11 protein-coding genes are annotated in these 13,444 nt (G+C 44.1%); 8 read left to right on the top strand and 3 right to left on the bottom strand.

Annotated elements, in window-relative coordinates; genetic code table 11:
* Positions 1-762 precede the first annotated feature (762 nt).
* From GTW09_RS09205 to GTW09_RS09175, 7 genes are all read left to right on the top strand, one after another.
* Positions 763-1,209, top strand: coding sequence for a hypothetical protein (locus GTW09_RS09205; protein WP_163111639.1), 447 nt, complete (start codon positions 763-765; stop codon positions 1,207-1,209).
* Between the two features lie 226 nt (positions 1,210-1,435).
* Positions 1,436-2,830 carry a TolC family protein gene (locus tag GTW09_RS09200; RefSeq protein ID WP_163111638.1) on the top strand — a complete coding sequence of 465 codons (1,395 nt, stop codon included), beginning with the start codon at positions 1,436-1,438 and terminating at the stop codon, positions 2,828-2,830.
* Complete coding sequence (locus tag GTW09_RS09195; protein WP_163111637.1) at positions 2,830-4,806, top strand: efflux RND transporter periplasmic adaptor subunit; 1,977 nt, start codon at positions 2,830-2,832, stop codon at positions 4,804-4,806. Before GTW09_RS09200 ends, GTW09_RS09195 begins: the two co-directional genes overlap by 1 nt.
* Positions 4,803-7,970, top strand: coding sequence for an efflux RND transporter permease subunit (locus GTW09_RS09190; RefSeq protein ID WP_163111636.1), 3,168 nt, complete (start codon positions 4,803-4,805; stop codon positions 7,968-7,970). Before GTW09_RS09195 ends, GTW09_RS09190 begins: the two co-directional genes overlap by 4 nt.
* The gene (locus tag GTW09_RS09185; protein WP_163111635.1) at positions 7,960-8,718 is read left to right on the top strand and encodes a PepSY domain-containing protein; all 759 of its coding nucleotides are present in this window, start codon (positions 7,960-7,962) and stop codon (positions 8,716-8,718) included. The genes GTW09_RS09190 and GTW09_RS09185 overlap by 11 nt, the downstream gene beginning before the upstream one ends.
* Complete coding sequence (locus tag GTW09_RS09180) at positions 8,715-9,824, top strand: PepSY domain-containing protein (protein WP_163111634.1); 1,110 nt, start codon at positions 8,715-8,717, stop codon at positions 9,822-9,824. The genes GTW09_RS09185 and GTW09_RS09180 overlap by 4 nt, the downstream gene beginning before the upstream one ends.
* A 105-nt stretch (positions 9,825-9,929) precedes the next feature.
* Positions 9,930-10,976, top strand: coding sequence for a YncE family protein (locus GTW09_RS09175; RefSeq protein WP_163111633.1), 1,047 nt, complete (start codon positions 9,930-9,932; stop codon positions 10,974-10,976).
* An 89-nt stretch (positions 10,977-11,065) separates the two neighbouring features.
* On the opposite strand, the gene GTW09_RS09170 is transcribed toward GTW09_RS09175, so the two are convergent.
* Positions 11,066-11,659 (bottom strand): hypothetical protein, encoded by a 594-nt coding sequence (locus GTW09_RS09170; protein ID WP_163111632.1) that lies wholly within the window; start codon positions 11,657-11,659, stop codon positions 11,066-11,068.
* A gap of 323 nt (positions 11,660-11,982) precedes the next feature.
* Between GTW09_RS09170 and GTW09_RS09165 the strand changes: the two genes are divergently transcribed.
* Positions 11,983-12,870: an SDR family NAD(P)-dependent oxidoreductase gene (locus tag GTW09_RS09165; protein WP_163111631.1), complete on the top strand. Its 888-nt coding sequence runs from the start codon at positions 11,983-11,985 to the stop codon at positions 12,868-12,870.
* Positions 12,871-12,923: 53 nt separating this feature from the next.
* Here the strand turns inward: GTW09_RS09165 and GTW09_RS09160 are convergent, their stop codons facing one another.
* Together GTW09_RS09160 and GTW09_RS09155 are read right to left on the bottom strand one after the other, a co-directional pair.
* Positions 12,924-13,130, bottom strand: coding sequence for a hypothetical protein (locus GTW09_RS09160; RefSeq protein WP_156844071.1), 207 nt, complete (start codon positions 13,128-13,130; stop codon positions 12,924-12,926).
* Between the two features lie 108 nt (positions 13,131-13,238).
* Positions 13,239-13,442, bottom strand: coding sequence for a hypothetical protein (locus tag GTW09_RS09155; protein WP_163111630.1), 204 nt, complete (start codon positions 13,440-13,442; stop codon positions 13,239-13,241).
* Positions 13,443-13,444: the final 2 nt, after the last annotated feature.

Genomic DNA, 13,444 nt, shown 5'->3' with positions numbered 1-13,444 from the left:
TTGCTGGGTCAGTAAAACGGCTTCGCGTTTAAATTCCGGGGAATATTTTCTTCGTTTGGTCATAGACACTCCTTCTAGGCATAGTATGCCTCTTTATGGCTGTGTCCGTAAAATATGGGTAGAACCCCAGAAAACGAAAACCTCGGAAGATTCACTGCTCCAGGACGAAACTTTACTGTTAGTCTTAACTATCAATTTTAGAAATACGCGCTCTAGCTACAAAAGTTAAGCACAAAAAAATCCGATGATTTCTCAATCATCGGATTTCATGTTTAGCGTGATCAAGCTACCTAACGAGGTAGCGATCCTCCTTTCGGAGCCATATGCTAGTAGCTAGTCGTGTGCAAGAAGCTTCGACTTTTTCTCGATTTTACAATCTAAAATACGTTGTGCGTTTTTGCGGCCTACGTATGCGGCAACTGCGTATGGGTGCTTGCGTTTGAATAACTTCGTGAATGTCTTTAGCATGTTAAGCCCCCTTTGATAAATTTTCACTATTTAAATTTACATTATTACAGTTATGTGATCAAGTTTTATTTTCAACAGTTGATTTAGACTAAAGATGTAAGGAAGCAATAAACTACCTAGAGCACCATCTAGATTTCGACCTCGCCTATTATCAATTTGTCTTATTATCACCTTTCCCTATTGGAAACTTTTGTTGATGTGAACAATGCTAGCCTTCGCGAATAACGCTACACAGCGTTTACTTTATTCACCGTTTGCCCTATTCTTGCTACGCAGAATGTATCTGGTTGGATTATGAACACAGCGTTTTCAAAACTTTTGATTGTTTTCAGTATGCTTGTTGCTTTTAGTGGGCAGTCTTTTGCGTACGTGTTTGAGCATTGCGCTGTTTTTTCTGTTCGCTCGCCAACTACCTCTGCACCCGGCTCAGCATCTGGCTCGGCACTTGTTTCAAATGTAGGCGACCGTCACGGTAGCTTACATCACCAATCACATCAGCAAATGGCAAGTGACAACAACCAACACGCCTTGCACGGTGCTTCTAAAGACATGGATCATAAAGAAAGCTGCTGTGTTGAAGAGTGCGTTTGTAAAACAAGCGCGTGCTCTGCAGTGAGTATCATAGCTTCATACCATCACTATTTCACCTTACAAGCAATTAGCGAACGCGTTGCTGCACAACAGGTGAACTCCCCAAAATCAGTGACTTCTCTTCTCTATCGGCCCCCTATTTTTAGTTAAGCGGGGTAATTGCGTCTTTTTTTCGTGATTAACGTGGAAATGTCGCACATTCAATTTTTATCATTAAGCATAGTTTTACCGACAATAGGCATTTTTAGCCAATTTAGCTAACGCGTTCATTGAAAAGTGGGCCTCACTTTCCGTAAGGATGACTAGTTGTAAGCGTGTTACCCAGTAAGCGTTACAGCGTTAAGCTATAAATGCCTATTTCTAAAGGACAAGTATCATGAATCGCATTTATTTTAGTCTCTCGATACTGATGGGATTTTTGTTAATTACTCATTCTGCGTTGGCTGAGCAAACACGCAATGTCATTTCTCTTGAACAAGCTATTTCGCGGGCCCAGCAAAACGATCCTTGGCTTCATGGAAGTCAGCTTAATCAGAAAGCGACAGAATACAGAAGCGATGCTGCGAACACGTGGGCTAACCCTAAAGTGTCGTTAAGCATGATGAACTTACCCACAAATTCGTGGGCGTTTAATCAAGAAGCCATGACCCAATTTAATATTGGCGTAGCACAAATGTTTCCCCGAGGTGATTCTCTCGCCATTCGTGAGGCTCAGCTTAACATTCAGGCCTCTCAGTTTTCCTTTTTGCGGGAAGACAGAAAGGCGAAATTAGAAACCCTAGTTTCTGAGCTATGGCTGGATGCCTATCTTGCACAACGGACTATCGCCCTTATCGAGTCTGATCGCGCCTTGTTCGAGCAGATGTCTGAGGTGGCCAGAGCAAACTATGCTTCAACGGTAGGAAATACAAGACAGCAAGATGTGATCCGCGCCGACCTTGAAATCATTCAACTTGAAGACCGTTTAATGGTTCAGCAGCAAGCGTTGGAATCTGCCGTAGCTCAGTTGAATGAATTTCTTCATGTATACAGCCGCAATCAAAGTGGCGAGGCTTTTAACTTCGATTCTCAGCCTTTGGCTTTTTCCGTATCGAACACACTGCCTAAAATTGCGTTAAATAGCCAAGAAATAACCAACATGACCACTTATAAAAGAAGCCGGATGGCTCGAGTTCTATCGCAACATCCTGCTGTGAGGGCATTAGAAGTGAAAAGAAAGGTGTCTGAAAAAGCGATTGATTTGGCCAAGCAGCAATATAAACCTCAGTGGGGGGTTAACGCTAATTATGGGTACAGAGATGATATGCCATCGGGGCAGAGCAGAGCTGACTTTTTCTCTGTTGGCGTATCATTCGATGTGCCTTTGTTCACTAAAAAACGACAAGACAAAGAAGTCGCCGCCTCTGTGGCAGATGCTGAAGCAGTCAAAACAGAAAAACTGCTGCTCACTAAAAAAATGTTAAGTGCAGTTGAAAAGGAAATAAAGCAGCTAAATCGCTTGCGCGAGCGCCAGGCGATTTATGAGCAGCAGTTGTTAATACAAACCCATGAGCAAGCCGAAGCTTCTTTAACCGCATATACTAATGATGACGGCGATTTTGCTGAAGTAGTAAGAGCGAGAATCGCTGTGCTAAACGCCCGAATAGCGTCCTTGCAAATAAATGTTGAAGCGCTGAAGACCGTCTCAAGAATCAATTACTTCTTCTCAGATTCTCATAACAACACATATCAATCAGATCAGGGCTTAACCCTACAAGAGGGAGAAAAATAATGTCTAACAACGCACCTAGCTCACAGATTTTTACTACGCCAGCAAAAGCGGCGATTTTTGGGATCGTCATTGGGGCAGTAGTAGGCGTAGCTCTGTTGATGCTCTTTCAAGGAGGCTTTCAAGGGGAAGAGAATGGCGCTTCCCATGGCAGTGCGGCAGCGCAAGACAGTGAAAGTACCAGCCAGAGCAAAGAGCCTCTTTACTGGGTTGCTCCTATGGATCCAAATTATCGTAAAGATGGGCCAGGAAAATCACCCATGGGAATGGATTTGGTTCCTGTTTACGAAGGGCAGCAAGGAAACGCAGAGAATAACCAAGGTAACGGGGCTGGGGTAGTCACTATTTCACCCAATGTGGTAAATAATTTAGGGGTTAAAACGGCTCCAGTAAAACGTAAACCCATCGACAGCAAAATTTCAACCGTAGGGTATGTTCAGTACGATGAGGATGAAATTGTGCATATTCACCCGCGGGTAGAGGGCTGGATTGAGAAGCTGCATGTAAAAGCTGAGGGCGATAGAGTAGAAAAAGGCGAACCGATTTACACGTTGTACTCACCTCAGTTAGTTAACGCGCAAGAAGAACTCGTGATAGCGCTCAAGCGCAAAAATACGGGTTTAATAAACGGAGCTAAAGACAGATTAAAGGCACTGCAACTATCAGAACGTTTAATTCAAAACTTAGAGAAAACGTTAAAAGTACAGCAAAATATCACCTTCTATGCCCCCCAATCTGGCGTAGTAGACGGGTTAAACATACGAGAGGGCTTTTATGTAAAGCCAGAAAATACGTTGCTTAGTATTGCCAAACTCAACAAAATTTGGGTTGAAGCAGAGATATTTGAACGAGATGCTGCACTTGTTAAAAAAGGGCTGCCAGTGAGTATGACCGTCGATTACTTACCAGGCAAAGAATGGAAAGGTAATGTTGATTACATCTATCCCTCGCTCAATGAAAGCACTCGAACACTGCGAGTGAGATTGAAATTCGATAATACGAATGACGAGTTAAAGCCCAATATGTTTGCCAGCGTGACGATGTTTTCAGATGAAAACTCCGAGGTTGTTGTCGTACCTAAAGCAGCGGTTATTCGAACCGGTACTCAAAATCGCGTTGTAGTAGCGTTAGGCGACGGGCAGTTTAAGTCTGTTCATGTGGATATTGGTCGGGTGGGCAACGAATATATTGAAATTGTAAACGGCGTCGTTGAAGGCGACGAAGTTGCAGTGTCAGCTCAGTTTTTACTCGACTCTGAATCTAGCAAAACGTCAGACTTCGCCAGAATGAACGCTTCAGATCTCCCTAAGTCGGTATGGATGGAAGGTGAAATTAACCACGTTATGGCTGGGCACCGTATGGTTAACATTTCTCACGGCCCAGTAAAAGCCTGGGACTGGCCAGAGATGACCATGGATTTTATGGTTGCCGACGGCGTGGACTTTGAAGCACTAAAGGCTGGGCAGACCTTACATTTTGAGGTAACCAAAGACGACAACGAAAACGTTATTCTCACTGGCATTCACATTATGTCAGAGCCTGATGTGTCATCAGCAACAGTGAACGGCGTTATTAATGATATTAATATCGCCACCCGAACCCTCAATATTAGCCGAGGTGCCATTGAAAAATGGGGAAGAGAACCTGCGACAATGGACTTCATTGCCGCTGAGCACATTGTTCTGTCTGAATTCAGTGTTAATGACGAGGTGACGTTTACCTTTGAGATACGCGATGACTTTATCATAGTGGAAATGAATGGTCAGCATGGTGAGCATAACCAGCATCGTATGCACGACGCCTCTTCTGCAAGCGATGCCTCGGGTGTTAAAAAAGCCCATCAAGCGGAAAAGGCACCTAACACTCACGATGCTCATAAGGCGCATAAAGAAGGGGGAGAGAGCGCTGAAAGCCAAGATAACCACGATAGCCATGATAGCGTAGACCACTCTCAGCATAAGAGAGGGCATTCCGCATGATTGAATCTGTTATAAGGTGGTCAATTAAAAATCGTATTTTTGTGATTTTGCTCACGCTTATGATTATTGGCGCAGGACTGTATTCAATAAAAAGTACACCCGTGGATGCGATCCCAGATTTGTCCGACGTGCAGGTGATTATAAAAACCAGCTACCCAGGGCAGGCACCGCAGGTAGTGCAAGATCAGGTGACGTTCCCATTAACTAGCGCAATGTTATCGGTGCCTGGAGCACAAACGGTAAGAGGCTATTCTTTTTTTGGTGACTCTTATGTGTACGTCATTTTCGACGACGACACCGATGTGTATTGGGCAAGAAGCCGAGTACTGGAGTACTTAAGTCAAGTTGCCACTAGTCTTCCAGCATCCGCTAAACCTCAACTTGGTCCCGACGCCACAGGTGTGGGTTGGGTGTATATATACGCACTCACCGATACCAGCAACACCTATGATTTAGGTGAACTTCGCAGCATTCAAGATTGGTTTTTGAAGTACGAGCTTCAAACTGTGCCCGGGGTTTCTGAGGTGGCGGCAGTTGGGGGAATGGTGAAGCAATATCAGGTTCAAGTAGACCCAGAGAAACTGCGCGCTTACAAGGTTCCGCTAGCTCACGTACAAACTGCGCTGCAAAGGGGCAACAAAGAGGCTGGGGCCTCGGTGATTGAAATGGCTGAGGCCGAGTACATGGTAACGGCTACCGGTTACATTCAGTCAATTGATGACATCGAAAAAATACCATTAGGGCTGAATGATCAAGGAACGCCACTGCGTATCGGCGATGTTGCTTATGTAAACCTAGGGCCGCAAATGCGCCGAGGCGTAGCCGAATTAAATGGCGAAGGTGAGGTGGTTGGCGGCATTATTGTGATGCGCGCTGGCGAAAATGCACAGCAAACAATTAATGGAGTAAAAGAAAAGCTAGCCTCGCTGAAGGCATCAATTCCCGAGGGTGTTGAGATAGTGCCAGTGTACGATCGCTCGAAGCTTATAGAGCGGGCTGTTGATAATTTATGGGATAAATTATTAGAAGAGCTAGTTGTAGTAGCGCTAGTTTGTGCAATATTTCTCTTTCATTTACGTTCCTCTTTGGTTGCCATTGTTACGTTGCCATTAGGCATACTGGTTGCTTTTATCATCATGTATATGCAGGGAATTAACGCCAATATCATGTCCTTAGGAGGAATCGCCATTGCCATTGGGGCCATGACTGATGGTGCAATCGTGATGATTGAAAATATGCACAAGCACATGGAAAATCTACATCAAAACGGTGAGACGCTGAACCGAGAGAATCGATGGGAAGTGGTATCGAGAGCAGCCAGCGAAGTTGGGCCAGCGCTGTTTTTTAGTTTACTGATCATAACCGTTTCCTTCTTACCGGTTTTTATCCTTGAAGCGCAAGAGGGCAGAATGTTTGCGCCACTCGCCTTTACTAAAACCTATGCTATGGCAGCGGCCGCTGGTTTGGCCATTACTTTAGTGCCAGTACTAATGGGATATTTCATTCGGGGCAAAGTCATCTCGCAAAAGAAAAACCCGCTTAATCGATTGCTGATTGCCCTGTATATGCCTGTTCTAAGGCGGGTAATGCAGTTTCCCAAATTAACTATCGCCTTAGCGTTCATTATCACTGTGGTAGGGTTTTGGCCTGTAAGTAAAATAGGGAGCGAGTTTATACCGCCTCTTGATGAAGGTGACTTGATGTATATGCCTACAACCTATCCTGGTATTTCTATAGGTAAGGCACGACAGCTGTTACAGCAAACTGACAAACTTATTGCAACAGTACCTGAAGTTGAAAGTGTGTTTGGCAAAGTGGGCAGGGCAGAAACCGCCACAGACCCGGCACCGCTTACCATGATTGAAACCTTTATACAGCTCAAGCCCAAAGATGAGTGGCGAGAAGGAGTCACAACCGAGTCGTTAAAAGCAGAGTTTGATAGCTTGGTAAAACTCCCTGGCTTAACCAATGCGTGGGTAATGCCGATAAAAACCCGAATCGATATGTTGGCTACCGGGATTAAAACCCCCGTGGGAATTAAAATAGCCGGTCCCGATCTCAATGTTATCCAGGAAATTGGCCAACAAATCGAAAATACATTGCCCAAAGTAGAGGGTACGGCGTCTGTTTATTCTGAACGTGTCGCAGGCGGGCGTTACATAAAGGTGGATATATCTCGCGAGAAAGCGAGCCGCTACGGATTGAATATTGATGATGTCCAGCAGGTAGTATCTACCGCCATTGGTGGCATAAATGTAACTCAAACCGTTGAAGGACAAGAGCGTTATCCAGTGAATGTACGTTATCCGCAGGATTACAGAGACTCGCCTGAGCAACTGTCCCGTTTACCCGTGGTTACGCCAAGTGGACAACACATTGCTTTAGGAGATGTGGCTGATATTCGTGTGGAAGATGGTCCGCCGGGAATAAAAAGTGAAAACGCCCGTATTAATGGATGGACGTTTATTGATATAGAAGGTGTGGATGTAGGAACCTACGTTGTTAATGCGAACGCTTACCTCTCAAAGACGCTCGACCTTCCGGTTGGCTACTCTATTACATGGGCTGGTCAATACGAGTACATGGAGAGAGCAAAAGAAAAACTGTCTTATGTGCTTCCTTTAACTTTCGCCATTATTGTTATTTTACTCTATCTTAATTTTAAAGCGTTTAGTGAGGTGGCAATCATCATAGTAACGCTCCCCATGGCTATGATAGGTGGACTTTGGTTGATGTACTTTGAAGGCTTTAATTTTTCCGTAGCCGTCGGTGTGGGTTTTATAGCACTGGCCGGTGTAGCAGTAGAAATAGGCGTTATTATGTTGGTTTACTTAAATCAAGCAATCAACGAGCTGAAAGGAAATGCGAGCGCGAATAACGCGCCAATATCGGCCGACGCGTACCGTAATGCGCTTGTTCATGGCGCGGGATTACGAGTTCGCCCTGTTATGATGACGGTAGCAACTATTATATTGGGTCTGTTACCTATTCTATATGGTACGGGAACAGGCTCAGAAATAATGAGTAGAATAGCCGCGCCCATGGTTGGCGGCATGACAAGCGCAGTATTTTTAACGTTAATTGTCGTGCCTGCATTGTATTCGATAGTTAAAAAGTCGGACATATCGGCATTCAATCGCGAATTATCAAATCATGGTGAATAATACGGCGTGGTCGACATCGGTGGTATGGCTAAAAAAAGCGAGAAAATACCACCGATGGTTGATGGCTGGGGTGGGGGTGCAATTTCTTTTTTGGTCGATAACCGGTGTGTATATGGTAAGTATGAACATTCACTATATACACGGGGAGTCGCTGGTAAAAGATGATGACGAAAAACTCGACTTAGGAAGTATTGAGTTTCCCATGAGTGCGCTGGTGGCTGAATATCCAAACGCCAGAGCTATATCGCTTACCCAGCGGATGGGAGCGCCTATTTATATCGTTGCTACCGGTGCGAACACGTTTTCCATCGATGCCATAACTGGAGCGCAATTGCCCAAGCTTAATGAGGCGGCGGCAATTGCTATAGCCCGATACCACTATGCGGCCAGTGATGAAATTACAGGAAGCCGGCTTATTCGCTTCTCATCAGACATGCCTGAAGAACTCTCATCTCGCCATTTACCCGTATGGCAAGTCACTTTCGATAATGTTGCAGCTCCTACCTTTTATATCAGTCAGCAAACCGGAGAAATTGTAACCAAGCGCCACCATTATTGGCGCTTATTCGATTGGATGTGGCGTTTTCATATTATGGATTACGATAACGGCGAGAACGTAAAAAACGGGTTCTTGTTTTTTGTCGCAGCAATTGGAGTCATCGCTGCATTGTTGGGAGCTGCCTTAACGTATTTTAGTTTGCGTACTTCTGTAACAAAGGGCTCGGTTGAAAAGGGCTTTAACAAATGAAGATAAGCAAGTTTAAACCCGCTTTCAGCACTCCATTTACTAACGCTTACACCGGCGTATCCAAGGTTGCATTCACCGCTTCTTTGCATAAATGGCTTTCATTATTGGTGGGCGTTCAGCTATTAATTTGGCTTGCAACCGGGTTGTATTTCAACCTTATGGATCACGAAAAGGCAAGCGGTAATGCGCTAAGAGAGCCAGTGAGTGTTAAACGGAGCTTTACTGACAGTGAACTTATTTCTCTCAATAAGTTAAACACTGTAAGTGAGGTGGCGCCTCAAAAAGTAGAGCTCATATGGGTGCTGGGGAGCCCCTATTATCATGTTATTAGCAGACAGGGAGAGCATAGTTACCAACTTCGTCATTCGTTACTATTTAATGCCATTACAGGCGAGAAAGCGGCGTTAACACCCCAACAGGTGTTGGAAATAGCAAAACTTTCTTATTCCGGGTCCAGCGAATTAAGCAATCCTAAACTGCTTCAGCCTCCTTTTTCAGATTATGTCGCACAGCAAAACCCAATGTGGAAGGTGTCTGCGAATGACAATAACAATACCTCTATTTATATTGACAGTGTTACCGGGCAAGTTTTAAAGCATGTGAACGATGATGCCAGATTAAAAGCCCTGATGTTTAAACTGCACTTTATGGACTACACCAACACAGGAGGCTTTAATCATTGGCTTATTATTTGTTTTGCTTTCGTTACATTATTTCTCTCCGTAACAGGGGTAACCTTGCTGGCAAAACGATATCAACGTCGAATATTTTCAGTGAAAAGAGACGGCAATAAACAGGCTATTTCTGTCATTTTATCTCATTCGCACACTCCAACACCGGCTCTCGTAGAATCTGAGGCAAACTTATTTAATGCGCTTGCAGATGTAGGTATCGAGTTACCCTCGGTGTGTAATGGTGCTGGTACCTGCGGTAAATGTAAGTTCTTTTCTGAAAACAGGCTTCGCGTAGCTGCTACTGAACGTAGGCTTTTGTCAGCAACTGAATTAGCTGAGGGGGTTCGGCTTGCCTGTCAGCATAAAGCTTCTGAAGTCACCGGTGTAATTGATGTGAGCGTGACAGGCTTTGCGACAAAGCTTCAGGAGTAGGTATTGCGAATAGGCCTTTAGAGTGAGCTTCACTGGTAGCACCTCTTTCAGAGGTCGCTGTGATACCTACTTGTACAAATGGCGTATGAAAGATGGCAATAGGCAGTGCGTAAGTTGACGCACTTCTTATCATTAAAAGTGTTAATCAATATGGGCGAACCAATGAAGCGTTTCAGTTTTGTACTTTTTATATTTGTCGTCGTAATCAGTATGGCAAATGGGGCACAAGCGGAAGAGTCTCGTTTGAGTAAAGGGTTACTGGCGGTTGTAAATAAGTCTGATAACAGCATTAGCGTGATTGATATAAATGATAAACGGATTATCAAAACACTGCCTACCGGTAAGGGACCTCACGAGCTTGTAATGTCTAACAATCAAAAGTGGGCGGTAAGTACCAATTTTGTAGGCGGCGACAGCTTGACGGTTTTTAATTTGAGGGAGCTTGAAGTGGAGAGAACAATTCCACTCGAGGCGTTGAAAGGTCCACATGGTGCTGCGTTTTTAACCGACAATAAACACGTTATTTTCACCTCAGGTAAGGCAAAGCATCTTGGCATTGTAAACGTTGAAACGGGAGCGCTCGAAACAAAAATAAAAACCGCGCAAGATACCACCCACATGGTGGTTTTGAATAAAGATGAAAGTAGAGCATTTGCCACCAATATTCGAAGTGATTCGATATCGGTACTAGACTTACAAAATCAAAGTCGAGTGAAAAATATTGCTACTTTTTCTATGCCAGAGGCTATTGGCTATCGTGCGAGTGCCCATGAGATATGGTACGGCGCAAACAAGGAAGGTAGGCTCGTTGTTATTAACCCTGACACCGAACAAGAGATTGCACAATGGCAAGGTTTTAGTTTTCCTTACAGAGTGCTGTTTAATCACGATGAGTCGGTAGCTATGGTGCCAGACTTTCAGAATCACTATATTCGTTTCTTTGATGCGAATAATAAAAAAGAGCTAGGCACTCTGGCTTTAGAAGAGGGGGCAGGACCGCAGGGCATCACTCTTCATCCAAAGCACGATATTGCATTCTTATCACTGAACTTAAAAAATAAGATAGTCGCAATAGACATTCATACTCGGGAAGTCATTGCAGAGTTTCCCACGGGAACTAACCCTGATGGCGTGATTTTTATTAGTCGTTAATCTGCATAAATTAATAAAACATACCCATCTTTTAAAAGAGCGACGACTGGCAAGACAATAAACTCAGTTGAACCCTCCAGTCGCAGCTTTTAATTAATAGGCTCGTATCCCCACGGTGTTCCAGGCGGTTCAACCGGGTTGGTTAAATCAAAATCTACCTGAACTTCCCTTGCAGGACGCACTAAGCGATAGTTAAAGTGGGTGGGATAAATCATCATTTGCCAAACATTATCAGTTGAGGCAGTAATTCCAGAGTCGATAAACAGCTGTTTTGAATACGCATCGGCTGGGAACGACTGAACTTCGTTATAACCTCTGTCTGTTGTATGTCCTCCATACATGGTTGATGTGTGGAAGCTTCCGTCTTCATTGCGGTGATCGTGCTTAAGCATTAATCCCGAACCTGTTTTAGTGAGGATCCAAGTGCGAGACGCATCATCACCTACATGAAACGGGATATGCAGCTGGGTATTTGAACACTCTCGAACATGCATGATTAGCGTATTATCACCAAAGGTGTTGCCCACATTGTCTTTTGTTACTTTGCCAACAAAGGCCTTGCCGCAATGCGCTTTTATGGCGTTAAAAAATGTATCGTGAGTATCTATTGATACCAGCGGCGCTGGGTTCGCATTTACTGCAGCAGAAAGCACAGTAAATAATAAAGCTAAAATTTTGTTCATAGGGTTCCTTTCGCGTCTACAAAATTGAATCAATGGCTGTTTGACTACAATAGAAAGCGCATTTGTTACTGCTTGAGTAGATATACACTATCTTAAAAACATTGAAGCTTCTCGTTTTACTCATTATTCATTTCATGAAGGCATAAAAATTAGCCAAATAAAGTATGTCAATTCCTTGGTACATCATATTCTAAAAACAATCTATCTGTGCTTGGCGGCTGAGTTAATTACCGGCTAAGAATTCGGCTAAAAATACGGCGAAGAAAGCAGCAAATTAAATAGCAAAGAAAGCCGCTAAGTCACAACTCATCAAGGTGAATATTATGTCTAACGAATTTAAAGGTAAAACTGCGGTGATTTCGGGCGCTGCTGGCGGTATAGGGCTTGCGTTAGCACACGCTCTGGCCGAGCAAGGTATGAATATAGTAATGGGCGATATTGATGCTGTTACCTTGGCTGAAGCTAGCGAAACGCTGAAAGAAAAGGGCCACAATGTAGTGACATGTCCTTTAGATGTTACCGATTATACGCAGTGGGAAAGTATTGTAGCGAAAGCAAAAGACACCTTTGGCAAAATTCATATGGTGGTGAATAACGCTGGCGTAGGTGGTACGCCCGGAAAAATTGAAGATACAGAGCATGCAACTTGGCGCTGGGTAATGGATGTAAACGTGATGGGCGTGCTTTATGGCGCTCAAGCTTGTGTACCTGCTATAAAAGAGCATGGCGAAGGAGGCTGGATTCTAAACGTGGCGTCTATGGCAGGCATGATGGGTATGCCTTATGCTGCTGCATATTGTGCTTCTAAAGCCGCAGTTGTATCTATGACAGAAAGCTGGATACCAGAGCTTCAGCCGCATAACATTCATGTTTCTGTGTTGTGCCCCGCGTTTGTTAAAACGCGCATTCATGAATCTCATCGCAATCGCCAAGAAAAATATGCTGTGGCAAAAGAGAAGCGCATAAGTAAAGAAAAACTCAAAGCGGGCGCACAGGCAGCGGCTACTGCTGTAGAGTCTGGTATTCCCGTCTCTATGCTCGCTGAGCGAGTTATAGAAGCCTTGCGCTCAAATCAGACCTATATCTATTCTCATCCAAATTACAGAAAGGTGACCAGTGGTCGCTCGAAAGCAATTGATATGGCTTTTATAGACGCTGAACAAAGCCCCGTTGTCGGCCATCTAATTAACGATGACATAATAACTTTTTAAAAGTCATATAAATGAAGAGGCTCTCTAGCAGCTACGCATTAAACATAAGGCATTTAGTGGGAGCCTTCACTTTGTTTGTCGCGATTTCTGGATATGCGGTGTTTAGATAATTGCTCATAGCATACGCCTAAAATAATGAATAGCAGTGCGGTTTGCAGGTACGAATGGTGTGTGTCTAGCCCCGGCGCTTTGAAAAAAGCATAGATGGCCTCTAGCATAAAGATAAGCGCTGCTGCGCTAATACCATATTTAAAAATCATGTTGTGCTCTCTTATAATGAAGAGGCTCACAGAGCCTCTTTATGTTTACTGACCTTTCCATTTAGCAGTCTATTTGGGCAGTATATTTAAATTGCCCATTTACATGGACTACCAGTGATTTCTGTTCGTGTTGCCATAGGTGTTGTAAATAGACTCATCAGCATTGACCACTTGAGCAATAAAAGCACCAAGGTCGTAAAACAATCCCCCACCAGAGACTGCGAGTGCCTCGCTTTCTGAGAGTATGTGCTGTTCACCGAGTACTAAGTGTTTTTGTGCCTCGTTAACGGGGTTTATCACAATATTTTTCATGG

This window comes from Alteromonas hispanica (assembly GCF_010500915.1).
GTDB classification, from domain to species: domain Bacteria; phylum Pseudomonadota; class Gammaproteobacteria; order Enterobacterales; family Alteromonadaceae; genus Alteromonas; species Alteromonas hispanica.
Note: the sequence above shows the minus strand (reverse complement) of the source record. Positions and strands in the feature narration are given on the sequence as shown.

Excerpts from the sequence above, each read along its gene's own strand:
- GTW09_RS09195 (WP_163111637.1), top strand. The coding sequence starts at position 2,830 with ATGTCTAACAACGCACCTAGCTCACAGATTTTTACTACGCCAGCAAAA.
- GTW09_RS09155 (WP_163111630.1), bottom strand. The coding sequence starts at position 13,442 with ATGAAAAATATTGTGATAAACCCCGTTAACGAGGCACAAAAACACTTA.
- GTW09_RS09165 (WP_163111631.1), top strand. The coding sequence starts at position 11,983 with ATGTCTAACGAATTTAAAGGTAAAACTGCGGTGATTTCGGGCGCTGCT.
- GTW09_RS09205 (WP_163111639.1), top strand. The coding sequence starts at position 763 with ATGAACACAGCGTTTTCAAAACTTTTGATTGTTTTCAGTATGCTTGTT.
- GTW09_RS09170 (WP_163111632.1), bottom strand. The coding sequence starts at position 11,659 with ATGAACAAAATTTTAGCTTTATTATTTACTGTGCTTTCTGCTGCAGTA.
- GTW09_RS09160 (WP_156844071.1), bottom strand. The coding sequence starts at position 13,130 with ATGATTTTTAAATATGGTATTAGCGCAGCAGCGCTTATCTTTATGCTA.
- GTW09_RS09185 (WP_163111635.1), top strand. The coding sequence starts at position 7,960 with ATGGTGAATAATACGGCGTGGTCGACATCGGTGGTATGGCTAAAAAAA.
- GTW09_RS09200 (WP_163111638.1), top strand. The coding sequence starts at position 1,436 with ATGAATCGCATTTATTTTAGTCTCTCGATACTGATGGGATTTTTGTTA.
- GTW09_RS09180 (WP_163111634.1), top strand. The coding sequence starts at position 8,715 with ATGAAGATAAGCAAGTTTAAACCCGCTTTCAGCACTCCATTTACTAAC.
- GTW09_RS09190 (WP_163111636.1), top strand. The coding sequence starts at position 4,803 with ATGATTGAATCTGTTATAAGGTGGTCAATTAAAAATCGTATTTTTGTG.